Origin of the sequence: Allopontixanthobacter confluentis (assembly GCF_009827615.1) — a bacterium.
GTDB lineage: Bacteria > Pseudomonadota > Alphaproteobacteria > Sphingomonadales > Sphingomonadaceae > Allopontixanthobacter > Allopontixanthobacter confluentis.
The window spans coordinates 975,837-998,746 of sequence record NZ_WTYU01000001.1; the positions used below are offsets into that span (position 1 = coordinate 975,837).

Consider the following 22,910-nt stretch of genomic DNA (forward strand, 5'->3'; position numbering starts at 1 on the left):
CCGGAGAGGCGCTGCATATAGCTGGTGTTTCTTTCATTGGAAGGGGAAATACCGCTTCAATGCAGTGAAACACCAATTATCCTGAAAGACCTGACCTCGGGCTTTCCCGGTTCCACCGGTTCACCATCATCAAGGTGCCGATGCAGATCATGTTGGTCATCATCGATGATCCGCCGTGGCTCATGAAGGGAAGGGGAATGCCCACCACCGGAGCAAGGCCCATCACCATCATCAGGTTGATTGCCACATAGAAGAAAATCGTTCCGACCATCCCTGCTGCCAGAAGTTTGGAAAACCGGTCATTTGACCTTTTTGCCACCTGCAAACCCCAACGCAGGATGATGCCGAATATCACGATGACCAGCAGGCCGCCCAGCAAGCCCCATTCTTCTGCCATGGTGGCAAAGACGAAATCGGTATGGGGCTCGGGCAAATAGTTCAGATGGCTTTGCGAGCCTTCGTTGAAACCCTTGCCAGAAAAGCCACCCGACCCAATGGCAATCTTGGATTGCATGATGTGGTATCCAGAACCTAGCGGGTCATTTTCAGGGTCGAGAAACGTAGTAACGCGGCGCTGCTGATATTCTTTCAGCCCGAAAAAGAACGCAAGGGGTGCGAGCACGGCGCCAGCAGCGCCTGCGCCCACAAACCAGCGCATCGGCAAGCCGGCCAGGAACATCACCAGCGCGCCGCCAAAGCCAATGGCGAGCGCTGTGCCCAGATCAGGCTGGACCAGCACCAGACCCATCGGCACGGCGATCAACGCACCTGCCGGTACCAGCGCACGCCAGGTCGGGATCATGCCGGAAGGCAGGGTGGCATAGAATTTCGCCATGACCAGAACGATGACGGGTTTCATCAATTCTGACGGTTGCAACACCAACGGGCCAATGTTCAGCCAACGCTGGCTGCCACCGCCCATCGCCCCCATCGCTTCCACGGCGAGCAGCAGCAGTAAAACGCCGCCATAGGCCGGGAAAGCCGCAAATTTTACGAAATTCCGGCTGAAGCGAACCATAATCGAGGCCATCAGCAGGAAAACGCCGAACCTGACGATATGCGAGGCGGAAAACGGCTGCATATGACCGCCGGCTGCCGAAAACAGCACTGCCGCACCGAACCCCACCAAAACGAACAGGGGGATCAGCATTTGCCATGGCTGGCGTGCGACGGCCGCAGGGACGATGGAGTTCATTCGTCAGCCCCGTCCTGCGGCGCGGATGGAGGCGCGCTGTCACCGATGTCGGACCGGTTGATGGCAGCGTCTGTTGCCTGGGTCACAGGTTGCTGCGCTGCGGCGCGGGCTTCAGCGTCAACCCGGTCGAAAATCTCTTCATCGCGGCGCGGGACGGGCGCAACGGCTTCGCCTGCCTGTGCGGCAAAAGTGGCATATTTGCGGGCAAGACGTTCCTGTGCCGTGCCGCCCCATTGTTTTTCGAGCATATATAATTGCTCAAGGCCTTTCTGCGCGTCAAACAGAAAGGTCATGACATCTCGCGCGATGGGGTAGGCCGCGCCAGAACCACCGCCATGTTCGATCACCACAGCGCCGGCGTAGCGGGGATTGTCAAACGGTGCGAAAAAGATGAACAGGCCGTGGTCGCGATATTTCCATGGGCCGGACTTGCCGTCTGACTTGGCCAGGGACACAACCTGCGCCGTGCCAGTTTTTCCGGCAATCTTGATATCATCGAAGGGCAGCCGTCCGCGCCCGGCGGTTCCCGGTCCGTTGACCACATCGCTCATCGCCTGGCGGATGAGCAATTCATGTTCGTTCGACACGCCCATATCCCTGAACCTGGGCTTTTTACCGTCCAGCACAAGCCGCGGCATCACTTCCTTGGCCGTGGCAAGCCGGGTTGCCATAACCGCAAGCTGAAGCGGATTGGCCAGCATGTACCCTTGGCCGATAGTGGCATTCACAGTGTCGAACGCAGCCCACGGCTGCCCATATTTTTCCATCTTCCATTTGGGATCAGGAACGGTGCCATAAAACTGACTGGTCACGGGCAGAGGAAATTGCTGCCCCATGCCATATCGGCGCGCCATCAGCGCGATAGGGTCCATCCCGATGCGCTGGGCAAAGTGATAGAAATACACATCGCAGCTTTGATAAATGCCCTTGGCCATGTTGACCTGACCATGGCCGCCCCGTTTCCAGCAGCGGAAAACGCGGTTGCCCACTCGAAGCCCGCCCCCGCAGAACACTGATTCTTCCGGATCCAGACCTTCTTTCATGAAGGCCATGCTGACCATGGGTTTTACCGTGGAGCCCGGAGGATACAGCCCTTTCAGCACCTTGTTACGCAAAGGCACACGCTCATCCTGACTGAGCATGCTGTATTCGACACGGCCAATGCCGTCAGAAAAGCTGTTGGGATCGAAACTGGGCATGGAGGCCATGCACAAAAGATCCCCCGTGGCACAGTCCATCACCACCACAGAGCCAGATTCCAGACCCAGCCTGCGGGCGGCATAATCCTGCAGCGGACCATCAATCGTCAGCTTGATCGGGTTGCCCTGAATATCCTCACGCGTGTCCAGATCACGCACGATGCGCCCCGATGCGGTTACTTCGACACGGCGCGCGCCGGGCACGCCGCGCAATTTCACCTCGAACTGTTTTTCCAGCCCATCCTTGCCGATCTTGTAGCCTGGCGTAATCAGCAGGGGATTGCGGTCGAGCTCATATTCTTCGGCTGATGCAGGGCCGACATAACCCACCAAATGGCCCACCGCTGGCCCGGTGGGATAAAAGCGGGAAAAGCCGCGCTGCGGGACCACGCCGGGCATTTCCGGCAGCCGCACGCTGACTGCGGCAAATTGCGAAAAATCGAGTCCGCTGCCCACTTCTACCGGCTGGAAACCGCGCGCATCACCGACCTTGTCTTTCAGTTCGGCCAGCGCTGCTGCATCAAGGCCCAGCAATTCGCCGAGCGTGTTGATGGTCTTTTCAGGATTGGTCAGCCGGTCTGGGATCAGATCGACCCGGAAATCTGCCCTGTTGGATGCCAGCGGCGCGCCATGGCGATCCAGTAGCCACCCTCTGCGCGGCGGAATGAGCGACAGGTTGACCCGGTTACTTTCCGCTTCGGTCGCATATTTTTCGTTCTCGGCAATGGCGATATAGCCCATGCGAACAGCCAGCAGCATGCCAACGCCTGCACCCATGGTTCCGATAACGAAACTGCGCCGGTCATAGGCATTGCGCAGCGTCGCCGTGCTGACGACCGGCCGGTTTTTCTTGCCGAACAGCATCAGGGCGCTCGCATGCGGGTGAGGCGCAATCTGTCAAGAAGGGCAATCATGCGTGAGACAATGGGGAACATCAGCATTGTCAGCAAGAGTTGGGGGACAAGTGCCTTGAACAGCGGAACGCCCAGGGCGGCGCCTGACAGCAGCGTGGCGAGCAAGAGATATGCCAGCAGGATGAAATTGCCGGTAAACCAATCCTGCAGAAAACCGCGCCATGGGAAGCGGGCCTCGATCAGTTCGATCGCCAGCATCGCCAGCGACCACAGCATGACCGCGCTGCCAAATGGGTAACCGCTGAACAAATCATCGAACAGGCCCAGCGGGAAGCCAGCCCACACAGGCAGGATACCGGGGCGCACCAGGCGCCATGAAACCAGCATCATCAAACCCAGCGGCGGCAGGAGCGGAACCGCCGTCGCCACGAAGAACATGGGAAATAGCGAGCCCAGAAGAATGCTGAGGTAAGGAATGGAGTAGGCAAGGATAACGGAATGGCGCCGGTCTATCCGGCTGCCATATTCGTCGCGCCGGACCGATCCCCTCGATTGCATGCTCATGGGTTTGCCTGACCCGGCTCAGGCAATTGCTGGCTGCGAATGGCTTCGGGCTGCCAGACAGGTTCAACTGAAACAAAATCCGTGGCAGCAGGGTCGCTGATAATTCGCGCCAGCCCGCCATCGTCCGTCTTTTCGCTCAGGATGGCAACTGCAATACCGGGCCGGTAATATCCGCCCGCACCGCTGGTGACAAAAACATCCCCTATTTTGAGCGGATTGATCCCCAGATTGATCAGCCGGATCCTGAGCAGACCATCGCCGCGGCCTTCAGCAAAGGCGACGACTTCGTCCTGTGCACGGCGCACGGGAAGGACGCTCTGACTATCGGTGAGGAGGAGAACGCGCGCACTGTTACGCCCCGTTTCAAGCACGCGGCCAACCACGCCGCGCGGGCTGCGTACCGCCATTCCGGGGCCGACCCCATCTGCGCGGCCTGCACCCAAATAGGCAAAACGGCGCGAACTTGACGCGGTGGAGCCGACAATGCGCGAGACGGCCACGGCTTTGACGCCGGTATCTTCCAGTCCCAGCAGCGCTTTCAAACGCTTGTTTTCAGACTTGACTGCCTTGGCTTCGGCCAGCCTGATGCGGGCAAGCTCCATTTCCCGCTTCAGCGCGGCATTCTGCCGGCCTGCACGGTAATATCCCGCAATACTGTCGATCAGCCCCAGACCATCGGAACGCGCAACTGCGGCCATTTGACCGGCGGGCGCCACGGTATCATGCGCTGCTGCGCGCGGGCCGTTGAAACTGGCCGGGCGCCACAGCGACAAGACCAGCAGGATAGCCCCAACCAGCGCGCCGATACCGGCAAGCACATAGCCGGTGAAAATTCCGAATTGCGCCCTGCGCGAAAAGCCGGGACGCCGTTTGGAAGGCGGCGCCATTACAATCCTTCCCTCAGGCGGTCATCAAGACGCCGCGATAGATTGGATCTTCCATGGCGCGGCCAGTGCCGATTGCCACGCACGAGAGCGGATCTTCGGCGATGCTGACCGGAAGGCCGGTTTCTTCGCGCAGATGTTCGTCAAGACCGCTGATCAGCGCGCCGCCGCCGGTAAGCACGATGCCCTGATCGACAATGTCCGCCGCCAGTTCCGGCGCCGTGTTTTCCAGCGCAATACGCACACCTTCGACAATGGCGCCAATGGGTTCAGCCAATGCTTCGGCGATATGGCCCTGATTGATGGTAATTTCCTTAGGCACCCCATTGACCAGATCGCGGCCCTTCAGGGTAATCAGTTCGCCAATCCCGTCTTCGGGCGGGGTGGCGATGCCATAATCCTTCTTGATCCGTTCCGCCGTGGATTCGCCGATCAGCAGATTGTGATGACGGCGGACGTAGGACACGATGGCTTCGTCCATCTTGTCACCGCCGGTGCGGACCGATGTCGTATAGGCAAGACCGCGCAGCGAAAGAACCGCGACTTCGGTAGTGCCGCCGCCAATATCGACCACCATCGAACCGACAGGCTCAGTCACCGGCATATCAGCGCCAATGGCCGCTGCCATGGGTTCGAGAATGAGATAGACCTGGCTGGCGCCGGCGTTGGATGCCGCATCGCGAATGGCGCGCCGTTCCACCGAAGTGGAGCCTGACGGCACGCAGATCACGATTTCAGGATAGCTGAACATGCTTTTCTTGCCGTGAACCTTGCGGATAAAATGTTCGATCATCTTTTCCGCAATTTCGATGTCGGCAATCACACCGTCGCGCAAGGGACGGATCGCCTGGATGCTGTCGGGCGTTTTGCCCATCATCATCTTGGCATCATCACCCACAGCCTTCACCTTCGTGATGCCATTAAGGGTTTCAATGGCCACAACAGACGGTTCATTCAGAACGATACCGCGGTCCTGAACATAGACCAGCGTGTTGGCAGTGCCGAGGTCGATCGCCATGTTCTGCGATCCAAATTTGAAAAGGCGGGAAATGAAGCTCATTACGTGGGCGATTCCGTATAGTTTTCGGGGCAATGCCGCTGATAGTAACGACCGGTGCGACCCGTATATGACAGGGAATGCTGGTGCCTTAAAGAAACGCATGAGAAAAGGCCAAAAATTAATGTCGATAGTGCACCGATTTTCCACCATCGGCCTCGAATTTGCTGCACTTCGCCGCTAGGCCGGTTTTTCGATGCCAGAAATACGCCGCCTTCCCGAATCCCTGGTCAACCGCATCGCCGCTGGCGAAGTGGTGGAACGGCCTGCTGCAGCCTTGAAGGAAGTGGTCGAGAACGCGATTGACGCTGGCGCCACGCGCATTGCCATTCATCTGGTGGATGGCGGGCTGACCCGGCTGGAAGTCACAGACGATGGGTGCGGCATGGCACCTGACCAGATGGCGCTGGCGCTGGAACGCCATGCCACGTCCAAACTGCCGGACGAGGCGATTGAACAGGTCGCGACCCTTGGGTTTCGCGGTGAAGCCCTACCGTCCATTGCCAGCGTCTCGCGGTTCACGCTGGAAAGCAGGCCGCAAGAGGGCGATCATGCCGGGCAGGGGTGGCGGCGCGTTGTCGACCATGGCGATATCATCGAGGATACACCCGCAGCATTGCCGCCGGGCACGCGCGTGCGGGTCGAACAATTGTTTGCCAAGGTTCCTGCGCGGCGCAAATTCCTGCGCACGGCGCGCAGCGAATATGCAGCGTGCAAGGATGTCGTCCAACGGCTGGCCATGGCCCGGCCCGATATTGGTTTTACGCTTGATCATGGTGATCGGCGCGTCTTGTCACTGCAGCCCGGCGAAGCGTTGGCATCGCGGGTTTCCGGCATCATTGCGCGCGAACTTGCCGACAATGGCGTGGCGATCAATCTGGAACGAGGGCCGATGCGCCTGACCGGGATTGCCGGCCTGCCCACCTACAACCGCGGCGTGGCCGACCATCAATATCTTTTCGTCAATGGCCGGCCTGTCAAGGACCGGCTGCTGACAGGTGCAGTGCGGGGCGCATATTCCGATATGCTCGCGCGTGACCGGCACGCAGTATTGGCCCTGTTTCTCACCCTGCCGAACGAAGATGTGGATGTGAATGTGCACCCGGCCAAGACCGAGGTGCGCTTTCGTGACGGGGCGTTTGTGCGCGGCTTCATTGTGTCGGGCCTGCGCCATGCATTGTCTGGCGGGGACCGGCGCAGCGCCCAGTCGCCGGATGTTGCCGCCATGGGGCGATGGCAAACCGAACCGCTGGCGCAGGATGCGCCTGCCTTGCGGTCGCTGTTTGCCAACCGGGACTGGAGCAATCCGTCAGCCAGCAATACCGCAGGCCATACCGCAGGCCATGTGGCATCCCCGGTATCGCCATGGCGCGGGCCGGACAGCGAAGACCCCGCTGCGCCGATGGGCCGTGCGGTAGAGGCAGAAGCTTTGCCCGAAATTGCCGCGCAATATCCGCTGGGGATTGCACGCGGGCAAGTGGCCAACACCTATATTGTTGCCGAAGCAGCCGATGGGCTGGTGCTGGTGGACCAGCACGCCGCGCATGAACGGCTCGTGCTGGAACGGCTGCGTGCAGCGGGCGCAGAAGACGCATTGAAACGCAGCCAGGCGCTGCTTCTGCCCGAAGTGGTGGAACTGGAAGAAACGGCCTGCGACCGGTTGGAAGATGCAGCCGAGAAACTGGCCGCGCTCGGTCTGGTCATCGAACGGTTTGGGCCATCTGCCATGCTGGTAAGGGCGGTGCCGCATTCACTGGGCAAATCAAATCCAGCGGCCTTGCTGCAGGATATTGATGATGATCTGGCAAAACATGGCGAAGCGTTGCTGCTGGGCGAAAAACTGGATCTGGTGCTGGCAACCATGGCCTGCCACGGCTCGGTCAGGGCAGGGCGCACTTTGCAGGTTTCGGAAATGAATGCCCTGTTACGAGAAATGGAACGCACCCCGCGATCCGGCCAATGCAACCACGGCAGGCCAACCTGGGTCAAACTGTCGATGGCTGATGTAGAAAAACTGTTTGGGAGACATTGATGCGGTTTCTGGTTTTGGGAGCAGCGCTGGCCTTATCGGCATGCGGCGATGCAGAAATTTCAGCGGAGGAGCAGAAGCGCATCGATGATGCCAAAATCGCCGCGGTCAAAGCGGCGCAGATCATTCCGCCCACACCGCTTACCCCGGAACCGATCCTCTATCCCGATATCGAGAAAAACGATCTGTTCGGGGCAGGCTGCGCTTTCATCCCTGCGGGCGAAGGGACAGGCCCGCTGGTCCTGACACAGGCCGATGTCGCCTTCATGAAAATTGATGACGAGATTGAACGGTTTGCAGCCGACAAGGGCAGCCCCAAGGGTCCGGTTGGCACATATGAAAAATATGACGCGGGTGCTTACTCCCTCAGCCTTGTGATTGACGGCGATGGAAAGCAATCCGGTATGGAAACCACGGACTTCGACGGCAATCTGACGGTCCGTAACGAACGTGACCAAACCGTTTATAGCGCCGACGGCCTGGCGCAATGCGGTTCTTGAACTATCTTAAATGGGGGATTCAAATCCATGATTAATTTACGTTTTTTGCTTGCAGGTGCAGCCCTGTGTTACGCGGGCCAATCAGCGTCGCTGCTGGCGCAGGATGCTGCCGATACCGCCCGCATCATCGATGAAGGGATGAACAGAAGCCAGGTGCAGCAAAGCGCCCACGAACTGCTTGACCAGATTGGTCAGCGCCTGACAAATTCGCCCAATATGCGGCGGGCAGAAGCATGGGCTACCGCAGAAATGCAGGCTCTTGGCCTTGATAATGTGCACAAGGAAGGGTTCGAATTCGGGCGTGGCTGGGAAATGATGTCTAGCGATGTGCGCATGGTCGCACCGCGCGCGCTTGAACTTAGCGCAATTCCGGTCGCCTGGACGCCCGGTACCAATGGCACGATCGAGGCTGAAATCATCGTTGCGCCTATTTCAGAAGTGGCCCATTTTGAAGCCTATCGCGGCAAGCTGGCGGGCAAGATTGTCCTCTACAGCCTGCCGGGAACAGGTGATGAACCAACCTCGGCTGCTTTCTCACGGCTGACATCCGCTGAAATCGGCAAGCTGGACGAATATGCCGTGCCCCAGCACGATCCGCAGGACATTGCGCGCTATGCCAAGCGCCGCGAATTTGCACTGCAACTGGACGATTTTCTTGCCAGCGAAGGCGCTGTTGCCTGGGTCAAAAAATCATACCGTGACGGCAATCTTCTGCATGGTTCAGGTTATACCTATAAAGCAGGGAAAAGCCCGAAACTGCCCGGTATTGAAATCGCCGCAGAAGATTACCGCCGGCTTGCCCGCCTGGCCAGGACCGGACCGGCGCCGCGCCTTTCCATCAACAGCAATGTCCGCTTTGTTGATGACGATACCAAGGCCTATAATATCCTTGGCGAAATTCGCGGCACTGACCCTGCGGCAGGCTACGTTATGGCGGGCGCGCATTTCGACAGCTGGGCAGCCGGTGATGGCGCGGTGGATAATGGTGCTGGCAGTATCACGGTGCTGGAAGCTGCGCGTATCCTGAAGCAAATGGGCGTGCGCCCGCGCCGCACCATCCGTTTTGCCTTGTGGAGCGGCGAGGAGCAGGGGCTGCTCGGCTCGCTTGCATACGTCCGCCAGCATCTGGTCAGCCGTGCAGGCGAAGATGCCGTGGCGGCTGACAGTCTGGCCGATGAATGGCGCAACCTGTATCCGATTACGCCGAAGCCGGGTTATTCCCAGTTGAAAGCCTATTTCAACATGGACAATGGATCAGGCAAATTCCGCGGCATTCATGCAGAAGGTAATGCTGCGGCTGAACCACTGCTGCGCAAATGGATGGCCCCCTTTGCCGATATGGGCGCATCCACCGTTGTGGCTGGCAAAACCGGCGGTACCGATCATGTCTATCTTCAGGCGATCGGCTTGCCGGGATATCAGTTCATCCAGGATCCGCTGGATTACTTCGCGCGGCTGCATCACACAAATATCGACACATTCGACCATTTGCGCACAGATGACTTGCGCCAGGCGTCGGTGGTGATGGCAGGAATGTTGCTTGCAGCGGCGAATGACAAGGACACCATTGCGCCAATGCCGCTGCCGCAGAAGCCCCTCGATACAGACCCTTTCGAGTATGACTATCCGGAAGACTGAACCCATGCGGGGAGGGCAGCCGCAACATAATGCGCTGCCTTCCCCTAGATCCTAATCAGCGATGGGTGCGGCCTGATCGCGCACTTCGATCAGCCCGTTGGACACCATTTCCAGCACCATTTCACCGTGCTGGTTAAACGTGCGGCCACGCGATTTGAAAATGCCCATTTCAGGTCGGCTTTTGCTGCGCCTTTTTTCGAGCACTTCAGTCTCGCAATGCAGCGTATCGCCGGGAAAAACGGGTTTGGCCCAGCGCAATTGATCAATGCCGGGTGAACCAAGGCCAGCCTGCTGGTTCACCTTCATATCATCCACCATCATCCGCATGGTCATGGCGCAGGTATGCCAGCCACTGGCCGACAACCGCCCAAAATGCGTCCGTGCGGCGGCATCATCATCCAGATGGAACGGCTGCGGGTCGTATTTTTCAGCGAATTCCATGACCTCTTCACGGGTTACCGCATAAGCACCGAAGGATTTTTTTGAACCGATGACCAGATCTTCGAAATACAGCATTTTCACCCCGCGATGATTGTGGCCCAGCTTAATTGTGCCCGACGTCAGGCACGATGCGATAGCGAGCAAGCACAAGACTGAAAATGCCGAACAGCAACAAGCCTATCGCGACCAGGGTAAACAAGATGCCATCATCCCGCAGCGAATTTACCGCGCCGCCAAGTGTCTTCACTTCGCTGGTGCTGGAAATCCATGCTGCGTTGACGAGCGACCAGCCAATCACCGCGAAAACGACAGTGCGCGCGCCGTAACCAGCGTGCCCCAGCGCTTTTGTGGGTGCTGGGGCAGAAGATGAAATGCGGTTCATGAAACTGCCTGTCCACGCCTTCTTTCCCTGCGCAAAAGCAGCGATGAAAAAGCCGAGGCCGACAATACCCAGAATGACGCCGCCGAAATCCATCGAGAGGATCCCGCCGACTGCCTGCTGCGCTGTATCACTGTCAGACGATTGCTTGCCGCCACTGGCAAACTTGTAGGCTGAATAGGCGAGCGCCAAATGCGCGACACCGCTGCACGCATGGCCGAACCTGTGTCCCCAACCCTTGGCATCGCTGCCATAATTCTCGATGTCGATTGCAGGGGAGGCAAGGCGGTAAAGCGCATAGCCAAACAGACCAAGCGCACACAGATAGAGAATGATGGAGCCGCCCGGAACGTCCTGAATCCAGGAAAAGACGCTCTTCGCGCCATCTTCGCCATTGTCACCGCCGCTGCTGGTCAGGAAAATATATCCCAGCAGGGTGTAGACCACGCCGCGGGCTGCGAACCCAAGACGGACAAGCCAGCGAAATTTCTCGGATTTATCGACCATTCAAAAAGATTCCCTGTTGCATGTTGGCCTGATCAACGAACAGGACAGTGATTTGTGCCTAGACGTTGAATTTGAAGTTCAGAATATCGCCATCCTTGACCAGATATTCCTTGCCTTCCTGCCGCAGTTTGCCGGCTTCGCGTGCGCCGGCCTCACCGCCAAGGCTGATAAAATCATCATAGGCAATTGTTTCGGCCTTGATGAAGCCGCGTTCAAAATCACTGTGAATTTCGCCTGCTGCCTGCGGTGCCTTGGCGCCCATGGGGAATGTCCAGGCGCGTGCTTCCTTGGGACCAGCGGTGAAATATGTCTGCAATTGCAGCAATTCGTAGCCAGCGCGGATTACGCGGGCCAGGCCGCTTTCTTCAAGACCGAGTTCGGCCAGATATTCGCCCCGTTCAGCCGGGTCCATGCCGATCAGTTCCGATTCAATCGCAGCAGAAACCACGACTGATTGCGCGCCTTCGCTGGCCGCTTTGGCAGCAACCAGTTCGGACAGCGCATTGCCATTGGCCGCGTCTTCTTCAGCCACGTTGCAAACATAAAGCACAGGCTTTGCCGTCAGCAATTGCGCTTGCTGGAACAGGCGTTCTTCTTCCTCGTCACCGGGCACGGTGAGGCGGGCGGGCTTGCCTTCACGCAACAGTTCCAGCGCCTGTCCCAGAACGCTGGCCAGAATGCGGGCTTCCTTGTCGCCGCTGGTGCCTTTTTTCTGTGCGGCAGGCACGCGTTTTTCCAGGCTTTCAAGATCTGCCAGCATCAGCTCTGTCTCGACCACTTCGGCATCCGCAATGGGATCAACCTTGTTGGCGACATGCTGGATGTCATCATCTTCAAAACAGCGCAGAACGTGCACAATCGCGTCTACTTCGCGGATATTTGCCAGGAACTGGTTGCCCAGACCTTCACCCTTGCTGGCGCCTTTGACAAGGCCCGCAATATCGACAAAGCCGAGCTGGGTAAAAATGGTCTTGGCGCTGCCGGCAACGCTGGCGATCTTCTCAAGACGCGTATCGGGCACGGCGACTTGGCCGACGTTCGGCTCGATCGTGCAGAACGGATAATTGGCAGCCTGCGCCGCCTGCGTTTCTGTCAGTGCATTAAAAAGGGTGGACTTGCCAACATTGGGCAGCCCGACGATCCCGCAACGGAAACCCATCGAAAACTCCGGAATAAGAACAGGTGGCCGCCTTTAGCGCCGACAATCTGCAAAGGCCAGCTTCACGATTATTTTAGGAGCTTTGCGTTAGCGGTGCGGCATGAACAGATCGACACAAATGCTGGCATCCCTCGCCTTGCTCGCCATGCTGGGTGGATGCGGCAAATCAGCAGAGGAAAAATACTCCCGGGCGCAGACTGCGTTTTCCCAGCATGATTATGCCGCAAGCCGGCTCGATCTGATTTCCGCACTGGTGGATGATCCGCAGAACAAGGCCATGCTGGAACTGCTGGCAAAAACACAGCTGGCACTGGGCGATGGCGACGGCGCAGCGGCCAGCCTGAGTGCATTGGGTGGTGCCGGGAACAATGGTGGCCTGGCAATCCTGATGGCTGAGGCGAATGTGCTGCGCGGGCGCTATGATGAAGCGCTTGCCGCGCTGTCCGGCATAAATCAGGCAGAAGCTGCCCGCATTACCGGGTTGGCGCATCTGGGCAAGGGCGATGCGGCGGCTGCGCGCAAGGCGTTCGAAGCGGGCCTTGGAATGGCTGGACCGCAGGCAAGGCTGCAGGCAGCCTATGCGCGGCTGGAATTGGGCTCTGGCCGCACGGTGGCGGCCAAAAAACTTGCTGACATGGCCGCTGCCGCCAAGCCGGCGCCACTTGAAGCCCTGCTGGTTTCTGCTGAAGTTGCGGTTGCACAGAACAATTTGCGGCAGGCATTGGCAACCTATGACAAGACATTGTCAGCCTATCCGGCAAATTTTGCGGCATCGCTTGGTAAGGTGGGCGTGCTGGGCGATCTTGGCCGCATTGATGATGCAGATAAGCTTTTGCAGACGATTGCTGCCGATGCGCCGGACAATGCGAAGATAATTTACCTTCAGGCGCGCATTGCGGCGGCCAGAAACCAATGGTCTGCTGCGCGCACCATATTGCAGGCGCAGGAACCGTTGATGGAAGAAAACCCGTCAATGCAGGTAGTCTATGCAGAATCCCTGCTGCGGATCGGACAGGTGGAGCAGGCCCGCGCCAAGCTGGTGCCTTTGCTGCGGAAATATCCGGCCAACCGGAAAATCCGGTTCCTGCTAGGCGAAGCGCAGGTTGCAGGAAAGGAATTTGCAGGCGCGCTGGCAAGTTTGACGCCGCTGACGAACCGCCCCGATGCACACCCGGAAGAACTGGCGCTGGCCGCCAAAGCGGCAAAGGGTGCGGGCGATGGTGCATATGCCGATCTTGCGCGCAGGGCGAAGGTTCCTGCGCCAGAATGGCTGGGCGGGCATTTGGCGACAGGCGATGCTGCTCTCAGGAATGGCGATTGGGCGGCCGCATCGCGCAGCTATCAGTCAATCGTGGATCGCACAGCTGTTCCGGGTGCAATGGTGCTGAATAATCTCGCTTACGCCAAATCCCGTATGGGCCAGACAGATGAGGCTGTCGAGCTGGCGCTCAAGGCGCTTGAGGCGATGCCCGGCAACCCGTCCATCATGGACACCGCGGGCTGGCTGCTGGTGGACACGGGCAAGGACCGGAAGCGCGGCATCGCCTTGCTGCAAGCTGCGGCGCAAAAGGCGCCTGACAATGCCGCAATCGCCCGCCATTTGGCAGCGGCACAAAGCCGCTGACTGGCAAGCGGGCAGCTTAAGTAGTCAGGCAGGCCGCAAACCGCGCGACTGGCGCCTGCGGGCTAGGCCAAGACCAATTAGCGAAACGCCAAGAATACCGAGCATACCGGGTTCCGGAACCCTGGTGCCGCCTGAACTGCTGGACACCTGCTGACCGCTGGCAGAACTGACCGTGCCTGCGCCTGTCACCGACTGGTAGCGGACAAAGAAATCATCCAGCGTCAGCGAGGCAAGTGGATCAGCGAAGTTAAGCGTCAAGGTGCCCATGCCGGTTTCGCCAGCAGCAGCGCCGCCGGTATTGCCTGCACATGATCCGCTGTTGCCGCCTTTGAAGCAAACATCGACATTGCCGACGCCATTGGGATAGTTCGAATCTGTGACCACGAAGCTGTAATCACCGGTGCTGCTGGCGCTGGCGATATCGGGGTTGGTATTAAAGGCAAAGCTGCTGACGCGCGAACCGACATCACCGCTGGTGGTGTTGCTGACGACATAATCGAAGCTGTAAGTCGTGTCGGTCACACCGGTTAGGGTGAAGGTTGTTTCGGCGGTCAGTCCGCTAATGGTTGTGCCATTGGAAAAGCCATCATATTTGATGGTGAAGCTCTCGCCGATATCGCCGCCATCCAGCAAGATTGGCTCAGCCAGGGCAGGCGTAGCAAAGACAGTGCCAGCAAAAGCGGCAGCCAGTGCGAGTTTGGAAAAATATGTGGTCATTGAGGTGCCCCCGCACTTGCATAAATGGTTTACGCAAATTGATGCAAGACATGTGCCATATGCGGCAGCAGGCCATTTTCGATAGTTAACAAGCACCCGACAGTGCGTGTTTCGTAAGATTTTCCGACAGGTGGCAGCAGCAAGGGCGCACATCAGCCCAGTGCAATGAAGCTCCGCAAACCATACGCCGCCTGCGCCAGCGAGTTAAAGCCACGAGCCAACCGCGGGCATCGGGTTTCAACCCTGCTGGCGCAGGGCAATATCGCTCATGAAACGGGCGGCATTGCCCTTGGCCAGCCATTCGGCCTCTGCCGCCACAGCGCCGAGCATTTCGGCAAGATCATCCAGTTCCGTCTTGGCGTAATTGCCCAGCACATGGGAATGCACGCGGTCCTTGTGGCCAGGATGGCCAATGCCAAGGCGAACGCGCTGAAAATCATTGCCGCAATGGGCGCCTATTGACCGCAGGCCATTATGCCCCGCTGTCCCGCCCCCCTGTTTGACCTTGACCTTGAAAGGGGCGAGGTCGAGTTCGTCATGAAAGACCGTCAGCGCATCATTTTCCAGCTTGAAGAAGCGCATGGCTTCCCCAACCGAGCGGCCGCTTTCATTCATGAAAGTAGCCGGTTTGAGGAAGATGATACGCTGCCCGCCAATCCGGCCATCCTGCACCCAGCCTGAGAATTTCTTCTGCACGGGCGCGAATTCATACATGTCGGCCACGACGTCGATCGCCATGTAGCCGACATTATGCCGGTTCATCGCATATTGCGGACCGGGATTACCGAGGCCTACCCAAAGTTGCATTGCGCCCACCTAGACAAATTGCGCTGAAAAGCAAAACGCCGGCCTTCCTTATGGAAAGCCGGCGTTTCAAAATCATGCCGGAATGGCAGGGGCGATTATCAGCCCTTGGCTTCCTGTTCCGCGGCTGCATCAGCATCCAGGCCCTGTTCAGTCGCGGCGGTTCCACCAGCTTCCATTTCGTCACTGTCAGAAGCTTCGCCTTCGGCACGCTTGAGCGCGGACGGAGCAACGATTGTGGCAATGGTGAAGTCACGATCGGTAATCGCGCTTTCCGAACCCTTAGGCAGCTTGACGGTGCTGATGTGGATCGAATCGCCAACTTCGAGACCGGTAACGTCGATCTGGATTTCGTCGGGGATCTTGTCCGATTCGCACACCAGGTCGAGGTCGTGACGGACCACGTTAAGCACGCCGCCCTTTTTCAGACCGGGGCTGGCTTCTTCGTTCACGAACACCACCGGAACGGCGACTTCGATCTTCGAATCCTTCGACAGACGCAGGAAATCTGCGTGCAGCGGCAGGTCGGTCACGGGGTGAAAGGCAACATCCTTGGGCAGGGTGCGCACGCTCTTGCCGCCAACGTCGATCATGACGATCGAATTCATGAAGTGGCCGGTTCCAAGCTGACGGATCAGCTCCTTGGCTTCGACATGGATCGGAGTGGCTTCTTCTTTGCCGCCATAAATGACAGCAGGTACACGGCCTTCGCGACGCAGTGCACGGGAGGCTCCCTTGCCAGCCCGTTCGCGCGTCTCGGCCGGCAGGGTCAGAGCGTCGCTCATAATAATTGCCTTTCGAATTGCATTGAATAACAGTTTTCCGCAGCCAAGCCTCCAGGGATGACCTTGGCCGGAAGCGCGCGCCTTTACGGACATTCTGACGCGAAGACAAGTGTTGATGCGATCCGTATATGCGTGGGGGGTATTTGGGCGGCGCGGCGAATTACTGGATGCGGGTGACCGTATATCCGCGTTTCTGCAACAGCGCAGGCAGCGCATCCGGCCCTGCCATATGGGCCGCACCCACCGCGATGAGGGCAGGCGGGTCAGCCGGCAGGGATTGTGCCAGCAATGCTGCCCAGCGGGCGTTGCGCCGCACCAGCAGGGCATCGCGCAGTTGCGCATCCGCCAGCAGCCCTTGCGAATTTTCGCGGGCCAAGGCGGTCATATCGCCCGCGCGCCACATTTTGGCCAACCGCTCGCTCTCGCCTTGCGGCTTCCGGCTTTCCTCCACTACGGCGGCCAGCAAATCGCGCTGGTCAGCTTCGGGCAACTGGTCGAAAATACTCAGCTGGCGCTCTGCCCCTTCCAACTCCTGCACCGGCCTGCCTCTGAAGCGGCGAAGCAAGGCGCGATCCACGCCATTATCAGGGTCGCCGCCTTGCAGGCTCTGCGCCAGCATCAGTGCCGCCGCCCAACTTTCGATGGTGGCAAAATCACCCGTTTCATAGCCAGCTTTAGCTATCAATTCGCCAAGGGCCGGGCGGTGTTGCGCAGCAAGGCGGCTGGTCAGCGGCAGTTGGCCCGGCGTTTGCGCAAGGCGCGTAAAAACCGCGGAAACCGCCGCGCTGTCATCCAGCCCGGCGATCTCCACGATCAATATATCTGCACCTTCAATCGCATCTGACAGCGCTGGTGTTTCCCAATCCGCGCCATCGGGCAATGTGTGGATGGTGCCAAACAGCCACCCCTCCAGCGTCCCGTCACCTGACTTGATTTCCCACAGGGCGGGGCTGGGGCGCGGCGGCTCAGGCTCAGGGGTCGCCCCACCGCAGGCAGCCAGCACCATGGCTGCCAATGCGGTAAAGGCAATGGTTTTCCTCACTGGACGCGGTGGGTGGTGATGCCGCGCGCCATCAGCGCATCCTGCACGCTTTTGCTGCCGGCAAGATGGCCTGCGCCCACCGCAATGAAGACAGTGCCGGGCGTATCGAGCCGATCATCAATCCACGAAGCCCAGTTGGCATTGCGCTGATACAGCAGCCGGTCCGCAAGAAGCGGATCGGAAAGACCTTCGTTCATCAGTGCGGCCAGCCCGTCAGCATCGCCTTCCAGCCATTCGGCCACCATCTTGTCCAGCATCGGTTTGATCGTATCGACCCCTTCTGCGGCCTGGACAAGAAACTTGATCTGGCTGTCGAGCGGCAAATCATCAAACACCGACATCTGGAACGCCACCGTTTCCAGCTCGCCACGCTTCTTCGCTTCGCCGCCTTCCTTGGTCAGCACAGCTTCCACGCCGCTTTCGGGGCTATAGCCTTGCTTCATCAGCGGCAGGATGGACAGCATCATGCTGGCATACCAGGGTTCAAACCGGTCAAATGCCGCTTCGGGCAGGCCCAGCTTGACCATGGCGGCATCATAGGATGCCCGCTGTTCGTCATTCAGCATGGCGCGCAGCGTTTTGCCTTCCGGCAGGATGCCTTTTTCCATCAGGATGGTCTGCATTATTGCCGGCGTTTCGGGTGTGGTCATGATTTCGGTAATCAGCATATCGGATGATGCAAGCGCGGCTGCGACATCGCCCTTGTACCAGTCTACTTCCTTGGGCAGCGCATGAACGGTGCCGAACAGATAGACAGTCGTGTCTTCGTCATACACTTTCCACAAGGCAGGCCCGGCCATTTCCATCTGCGCGGCTGGCACTTGTGCGGCTTGGACAGGGGTCGGCTTCTGCTGCTGCGCACAGGCCGGAGCGCCAAAAAGAATGGCGGTGCCGGATAGGAGGCAGGCGATAGTTTTTGCAAAGGATCTCATAGCATGTTTTCCTGGATTGGATGTTTCAATTTGCTGAATGTGGGTTGGAACAAAATCAAGAATATCGGCGATAAAACCAGACGGCAGACCAGATGACTGCGACAATCAGCAGCAACACCATTGGGTTCTGCTCTGGCAGCAGCCCGGCACGTGTAGCGACCCACCAGCCCGGCGTGATGAACAGATAGGCATGACCGGCGATATTCGCACCATCGACATAGCTGGCCCGGTCATGTTCATCAGTCATGCGCCACCACAGAATGGTGACAATCGGGCCACCTACCAGCCACAACATGATCAAGATCAGCGCGGGATAGGCCGGGATCGGGCCATCAGACAGCAGCGACGTGCCTTCGGGCGCGAAGTAGGCCAGAAACATGCCGATCACCGCACTGAATGCGACGAGCACATACATCAAGCTGCGTGACCGCCTCGTGCTGCGTGAAAGCGGTTCTTTACTGCCATTTGCGCGCTTCAGCCAAACCCTGGCGGCAGACAGCGCAAATCCGCCGACAATGGCTATCCAGACAGCGTAAATCGCCGCCAGAACCGTGGGGCTGTCCCCGCCACCAGCATCGGTGAAGCCTGTGACCACGCCAGCGCCGAATGCGGTGGTCAGCACGGTGGCAGCGATCAAGGCAACCAGCAAAGCCATGGATGGGACGTTTGTGGGCGTAGCCATGTCGAGATCGGCGTTCGGCATGTTGGCATCAGGATTGGTCATCGAAAATCTCCTCGATGGGCATTTCAAAAAGGCGGGCGAGTTTGAAGGCGAGGGGGAGCGACGGGTCATGCTTGCCGGTCTCTATGGCGTTAACCGCCTGTCGAGAGACATCGAGATGTACTGCCAGTTCCGCCTGGCTCCAGTTTCGCATTGCGCGCAGAACCTTGAGGCGGTTTTTCATGCGGGGTTCCGCAATCTGGCACCATAAAAGCCGACGAAGAATGCAAGGATGGCCGCTGGCGCGACAAGCGCGGCGTAAGCCTCGACAAGGCGCGCTCCGTCAATGCCTGTAAAAGCGCCCTCGATGATGAAGGGCCGAACAAGAAACAAGACCACCGTGGTCGCAAAGGCCGCGGATGCGCCCTGTTTCCAAAGGCCATCAAGATATTCGTCACGCAGTTTGCCGATGAGCAAAATGGCGAGGCTTACCAGTGCGAGGCCAATGCTGAGGCCGCGCAGGAAGTCGGCCAGATCAAAGGCGATGGCGGCAATGTGAAGAATAATGGCAGCGCTGCCCATGAATGCAGCAGTGATGACCATGGCGGCTTTTTGGTCAGCGGTGAGAGTGAGCATCGAAAAGAACTTCCTTATGTCAGGTTGTGCTGACTTTATGTCGTGATTCGCTGACTATGTCAACACTACCTGACATAAAGTCGGTATATCATGTCATTTTGGCATCCGCAGCGCTGATGTTTGGCGCGTGTGTTGCAGTGCGGCATTGACCCCGTTTCGGCCATCCGCCAAAGCCCTTCGCATAATGACGGGCAATCTGATGACACGCGATCCGACCAACAGCTTTCAGGACATGATCCTGGCACTCCACGATTTCTGGAGCGCGAATGGCTGCCTTATCCTGCAACCCTATGACATGCGCATGGGGGCGGGCACTTTTCATCCGGCAACCACCCTGCGCGCGCTGGGGCCGGAACCATGGAATGCTGCCTTTGTGCAGCCTTGCCGCCGGCCAACTGACGGGCGCTATGGCGAAAACCCCAACCGGCTTCAGCATTATTACCAGTATCAGGTTATCCTGAAGCCAAGCCCCGCGAATTTGCAGGAGCTTTACCTGCAAAGCCTGGGCGTCATCGGCATCGATCCGCTGAAGCATGACATCCGCTTTGTCGAAGATGACTGGGAATCGCCCACGCTGGGCGCATGGGGTCTGGGCTGGGAAGTCTGGTGTGACGGGATGGAAGTGACCCAGTTCACCTATTTTCAGCAGATGGGCGGCTATGATTGCAAGCCTGTCGCAGGGGAACTCACTTACGGTCTGGAACGCCTCGCCATGTATATTCAGGGCGTGGACAATGTGTACGACCTTAATTTCGACGGGCGCGGCGTCAGTTACGGCGATGTGTTTCTCGAAAATGAAAAACAGATGAGCACGTGGAATTTCGAAGTGGCCGACACCGAGGCGCTGTTCGACCTGTTCAGGAAAGCGGTGGCGGAATGCCAGAACTGCCTGACTGCCAAATTGCCGCTGCCCGCCTATGAACAAGCAATCGAGGCGAGCCATATTTTCAACCTGTTGCAGGCCCGCGGCGTAATTTCGGTGCAGGAACGCGCCAGTTACATGGGCCAGGTGCGCGATCTGGCGCGCGGTTCGTGCCAGGTTTACATGGCGAAAAATGCTGATCGGTGGGCGCAGGCATTCCCGGAGTGGTCAGCATGACCGATTTCCTGCTCGAACTGCGCTGCGAAGAAATCCCCGCACGGATGCATAAAGGCGCGCGCGCCGATCTGGAGAAGCTCTTTCACGCCCAGATGGACGCTGCGGGCGTGTCGCTGGGCGAAATTACCGTCTGGTCCACGCCGCGCCGCCTTGCCCTCATTGCACGCGGCCTGCCGCAGCAGACCGAAGCGGTCAGCGAAGAAGCCAAAGGCCCGCCAGAAGGCGCGCCTGATCAGGCGATTGACGGTTTCTGCCGCAAGAACGGCGTGACGCGGGACCAGCTTGAACTGCGCGATGTCAAAGGCCGGCCAACTTGGTTTGCCGTGATCAACAAGCCGGGCAAGGCTGTGCGCGATGTGCTGGCCGACGCAATCCCGGCCATCATTCGCAGCTTCCCCTGGCCAAAGAGCATGCGGTGGGGCGCCGCGTCCCTCAGCACGGAAAGCCTGCGCTGGGTGCGGCCCCTGTCGGGCATTGTCGCCATTCTGGGCGATCAGCTGGTGGAATGCGAAGTTGACGGCGTGACGTCAGGTTACGCGACGATGGGCCACCGTTTTCACCACAGCGGCCCCATCACAATCGGCGGCGCGGATGATTATGCGGAAAAACTGCGCGCCTGCCATGTTGTGGTGGACCATGCTGAACGTGAGGCGATCATCCGCTCCGGCGCAGCAAAGGCCGCCGCCGATGCCGGGCTGGGTCTGGTGGAAGATGAAGGGCTGGTAGTGGAAAATGCGGGCCTGACCGAATGGCCCGTGCCTTTGCTCGGCCGGTTTGAAGAAGATTTCCTGGAAGTGCCGCCAGAAACCATCCAGCTGACAGCGCGGGTGAACCAGAAATATTTCGTCTGCGAACAGGACGGCAAACTTGCGAATGCCTTTATCTGCACCGCCAATATCGATGCAGCAGATGGCGGCGCGGCGATCGTCGATGGCAACCGCAAAGTCCTCGCCGCACGCCTGTCGGACGCGCGGTTTTTCTGGGATGTGGACCGGAAGAAAACGCTGGTCGAGCACGCCAAGGGTTTGGAACGGATTACCTTCCACGAAAAGCTTGGCACCGTGGCCGACAAGGTCGAACGCGTGGCAAAACTGGCCGAATGGCTGGCCAGCGAAGGCATCGTGCCCAATTGCGACCCCGCCTTGGCGCGGCAGGCAGCAGAATTGTGCAAAGCAGACCTCGTGTCAGAAATGGTTGGTGAATTTCCAGAATTACAAGGTCTTATGGGCGGATATTACGCCCGCGCCGAAGGCTTGCCCGATGCCGTGGCCGACGCCATCCGCGATCATTACAAGCCAGTCGGGCAAGGTGATGACGTGCCAACCGAGCCGGTGACAGTGACGGTGAGTTTGGCGGACAAGCTGGATACTTTGGTAGGGTTCTTCCAGATTGATGAAAAGCCGACCGGGTCCAAGGATCCATTCGCGCTGCGTCGGGCATCACTGGGCATCCTGCGCCTGATACTGGAAAATGGCCTACGGACTTCGGTAAGGGATCTTGTCAACGCAGCGGAGCAATCAGGGCGTCCCAATGTTGGCGAAGATGTGGCCAGCTTCTTCCTCGAGCGCCTAAAGGTGCAGCAGCGGGATGCCGGTATCCGCCACGACATGATTGACGCGGTTGCGTCTGTTGAAACCGGCGGTGACAATGTCCGTATGGTAAAGCGCGTTGCTGCCTTGCAAGCGTTCATGGCTACCGAAGATGGCACCAACCTCCTTGCGGGGTACAAACGGGCGGCCAATATTCTCAAGAAGGAAGACTGGCACGGTATCGAGGGTGAAATCGCCCATACAGGCGAGGAAGATCCTCTCGCGCTGGTCGACAACCCTGACATGAAAGCGGTGATTGCAGCCAAGATGGCAGAGCGCCGTTCCTCTTCCCTGTCCTACACGCCGGAACCTGCGGAACAGGCGCTGATCGAAGCGCTCGATCATGCGGAACCCGGCGCAGAAGCCGCGATCAAGGCGGAAGATTTCGCCGCGGCCATGGCCGCGCTTGCATCGCTGCGGGCGCCGATTGATGCATTTTTCGATGATGTAACCGTCAATGATGAGGACAGGGAAAAGCGCGCATCGCGCCTCAACCTGCTCGACCGTTTCCGCAACGCAGTTCAGCGCGTTGCCGATTTTTCCAGGATTGAAGGATAAGCGCGATTCATCGCAGCCTTTCATCTGTGTCACTCACTTCAGGAAAGCAGCCCTTTC

Annotated in this window: 22 protein-coding genes; 6 read left to right on the forward strand and 16 right to left on the reverse strand. The window is 58.7% G+C overall.

The genetic code is table 11. The features are described 5' to 3' along the window. Positions 1 to 76: 76 nt before the first annotated feature. Genes rodA through GRI44_RS04635 form a run of 5 tightly spaced genes read right to left on the reverse strand, consistent with a single transcriptional unit; the run spans position 77 to position 5,756 of the window. The gene (gene rodA / locus GRI44_RS04615) at positions 77 to 1,195 is read right to left on the reverse strand and encodes a rod shape-determining protein RodA (RefSeq protein WP_160600241.1); all 1,119 of its coding nucleotides are present in this window, start codon (positions 1,193 to 1,195) and stop codon (positions 77 to 79) included. After that, the gene (gene mrdA, locus GRI44_RS04620; RefSeq protein WP_160600242.1) at positions 1,192 to 3,258 is read right to left on the reverse strand and encodes a penicillin-binding protein 2; all 2,067 of its coding nucleotides are present in this window, start codon (positions 3,256 to 3,258) and stop codon (positions 1,192 to 1,194) included. The genes rodA and mrdA overlap by 4 nt, the downstream gene beginning before the upstream one ends. Next, on the reverse strand, positions 3,258 to 3,812 hold the full coding sequence (locus tag GRI44_RS04625) for a rod shape-determining protein MreD (protein ID WP_232842968.1): 555 nt from the start codon (positions 3,810 to 3,812) through the stop codon (positions 3,258 to 3,260). The genes mrdA and GRI44_RS04625 overlap by 1 nt, the downstream gene beginning before the upstream one ends. Continuing rightward, positions 3,809 to 4,699 (reverse strand): rod shape-determining protein MreC, encoded by an 891-nt coding sequence (gene mreC / locus GRI44_RS04630; protein WP_160600243.1) that lies wholly within the window; start codon positions 4,697 to 4,699, stop codon positions 3,809 to 3,811. The genes GRI44_RS04625 and mreC overlap by 4 nt, the downstream gene beginning before the upstream one ends. A 13-nt stretch (positions 4,700 to 4,712) precedes the next feature. Beyond that, positions 4,713 to 5,756, reverse strand: coding sequence for a rod shape-determining protein (locus tag GRI44_RS04635; protein ID WP_160600244.1), 1,044 nt, complete (start codon positions 5,754 to 5,756; stop codon positions 4,713 to 4,715). 193 nt (positions 5,757 to 5,949) lie between these two features. Between GRI44_RS04635 and mutL the strand changes: the two genes are divergently transcribed. Genes mutL through GRI44_RS04650 form a run of 3 tightly spaced genes read left to right on the forward strand, consistent with a single transcriptional unit; the run spans position 5,950 to position 9,920 of the window. Further along, positions 5,950 to 7,785, forward strand: coding sequence for a DNA mismatch repair endonuclease MutL (mutL, locus tag GRI44_RS04640; RefSeq protein ID WP_160600245.1), 1,836 nt, complete (start codon positions 5,950 to 5,952; stop codon positions 7,783 to 7,785). Beyond that, complete coding sequence (locus GRI44_RS04645; protein ID WP_160600246.1) at positions 7,785 to 8,282, forward strand: hypothetical protein; 498 nt, start codon at positions 7,785 to 7,787, stop codon at positions 8,280 to 8,282. The genes mutL and GRI44_RS04645 overlap by 1 nt, the downstream gene beginning before the upstream one ends. Positions 8,283 to 8,309: 27 nt before the next feature. Beyond that, complete coding sequence (locus GRI44_RS04650) at positions 8,310 to 9,920, forward strand: M20/M25/M40 family metallo-hydrolase (protein WP_160600247.1); 1,611 nt, start codon at positions 8,310 to 8,312, stop codon at positions 9,918 to 9,920. Between the two features lie 51 nt (positions 9,921 to 9,971). Here GRI44_RS04650 and GRI44_RS04655 read toward each other — a convergent pair whose 3' ends face one another. Genes GRI44_RS04655 through ychF form a run of 3 tightly spaced genes read right to left on the reverse strand, consistent with a single transcriptional unit; the run spans position 9,972 to position 12,406 of the window. After that, positions 9,972 to 10,436, reverse strand: coding sequence for a MaoC family dehydratase (locus GRI44_RS04655; RefSeq protein WP_160600248.1), 465 nt, complete (start codon positions 10,434 to 10,436; stop codon positions 9,972 to 9,974). Between the two features lie 28 nt (positions 10,437 to 10,464). Further along, positions 10,465 to 11,247 (reverse strand): DUF1206 domain-containing protein, encoded by a 783-nt coding sequence (locus GRI44_RS04660; protein ID WP_160600249.1) that lies wholly within the window; start codon positions 11,245 to 11,247, stop codon positions 10,465 to 10,467. A gap of 58 nt (positions 11,248 to 11,305) precedes the next feature. Continuing rightward, a complete protein-coding gene (ychF, locus tag GRI44_RS04665; RefSeq protein ID WP_160600250.1) occupies positions 11,306 to 12,406 on the reverse strand; it encodes a redox-regulated ATPase YchF in 1,101 nt (366 codons plus the stop codon). Between the two features lie 100 nt (positions 12,407 to 12,506). On the opposite strand from ychF, the gene GRI44_RS04670 reads away from it, so the two are divergent. Then, a complete protein-coding gene (locus GRI44_RS04670; protein ID WP_160600251.1) occupies positions 12,507 to 14,030 on the forward strand; it encodes a tetratricopeptide repeat protein in 1,524 nt (507 codons plus the stop codon). 24 nt (positions 14,031 to 14,054) lie between these two features. Here GRI44_RS04670 and GRI44_RS04675 read toward each other — a convergent pair whose 3' ends face one another. From GRI44_RS04675 to GRI44_RS04710, 8 genes are all read right to left on the reverse strand, one after another. After that, entirely contained in the window at positions 14,055 to 14,747 is a 693-nt protein-coding gene (locus GRI44_RS04675) for a cistern family PEP-CTERM protein (RefSeq protein ID WP_160600252.1), read from the reverse strand. Positions 14,748 to 14,984: 237 nt separating this feature from the next. Beyond that, complete coding sequence (pth, locus tag GRI44_RS04680; protein WP_160600253.1) at positions 14,985 to 15,554, reverse strand: aminoacyl-tRNA hydrolase; 570 nt, start codon at positions 15,552 to 15,554, stop codon at positions 14,985 to 14,987. Between the two features lie 98 nt (positions 15,555 to 15,652). Continuing rightward, positions 15,653 to 16,336 (reverse strand): 50S ribosomal protein L25/general stress protein Ctc, encoded by a 684-nt coding sequence (locus GRI44_RS04685; protein WP_160600254.1) that lies wholly within the window; start codon positions 16,334 to 16,336, stop codon positions 15,653 to 15,655. A gap of 160 nt (positions 16,337 to 16,496) precedes the next feature. Continuing rightward, positions 16,497 to 17,378 carry a TraB/GumN family protein gene (locus GRI44_RS04690; protein ID WP_332872357.1) on the reverse strand — a complete coding sequence of 294 codons (882 nt, stop codon included), beginning with the start codon at positions 17,376 to 17,378 and terminating at the stop codon, positions 16,497 to 16,499. Then, positions 17,375 to 18,310 carry a TraB/GumN family protein gene (locus GRI44_RS04695; protein WP_160600255.1) on the reverse strand — a complete coding sequence of 312 codons (936 nt, stop codon included), beginning with the start codon at positions 18,308 to 18,310 and terminating at the stop codon, positions 17,375 to 17,377. Before GRI44_RS04695 ends, GRI44_RS04690 begins: the two co-directional genes overlap by 4 nt. Before the next feature lie 55 nt (positions 18,311 to 18,365). After that, positions 18,366 to 19,034, reverse strand: a complete 669-nt coding sequence (locus GRI44_RS04700; protein WP_160600256.1) for a hypothetical protein — start codon at positions 19,032 to 19,034, stop codon at positions 18,366 to 18,368. Next, positions 19,021 to 19,215 carry a helix-turn-helix transcriptional regulator gene (locus GRI44_RS04705; protein WP_160600257.1) on the reverse strand — a complete coding sequence of 65 codons (195 nt, stop codon included), beginning with the start codon at positions 19,213 to 19,215 and terminating at the stop codon, positions 19,021 to 19,023. The genes GRI44_RS04700 and GRI44_RS04705 overlap by 14 nt, the downstream gene beginning before the upstream one ends. Continuing rightward, positions 19,212 to 19,607, reverse strand: a complete 396-nt coding sequence (locus GRI44_RS04710) for a hypothetical protein (protein ID WP_160600258.1) — start codon at positions 19,605 to 19,607, stop codon at positions 19,212 to 19,214. Before GRI44_RS04710 ends, GRI44_RS04705 begins: the two co-directional genes overlap by 4 nt. A gap of 199 nt (positions 19,608 to 19,806) precedes the next feature. Between GRI44_RS04710 and GRI44_RS04715 the strand changes: the two genes are divergently transcribed. Then, positions 19,807 to 20,706: a glycine--tRNA ligase subunit alpha gene (locus GRI44_RS04715; protein WP_160600259.1), complete on the forward strand. Its 900-nt coding sequence runs from the start codon at positions 19,807 to 19,809 to the stop codon at positions 20,704 to 20,706. After that, on the forward strand, positions 20,703 to 22,853 hold the full coding sequence (gene glyS / locus GRI44_RS04720) for a glycine--tRNA ligase subunit beta (protein ID WP_160600260.1): 2,151 nt from the start codon (positions 20,703 to 20,705) through the stop codon (positions 22,851 to 22,853). Before GRI44_RS04715 ends, glyS begins: the two co-directional genes overlap by 4 nt. Positions 22,854 to 22,910: the final 57 nt, after the last annotated feature.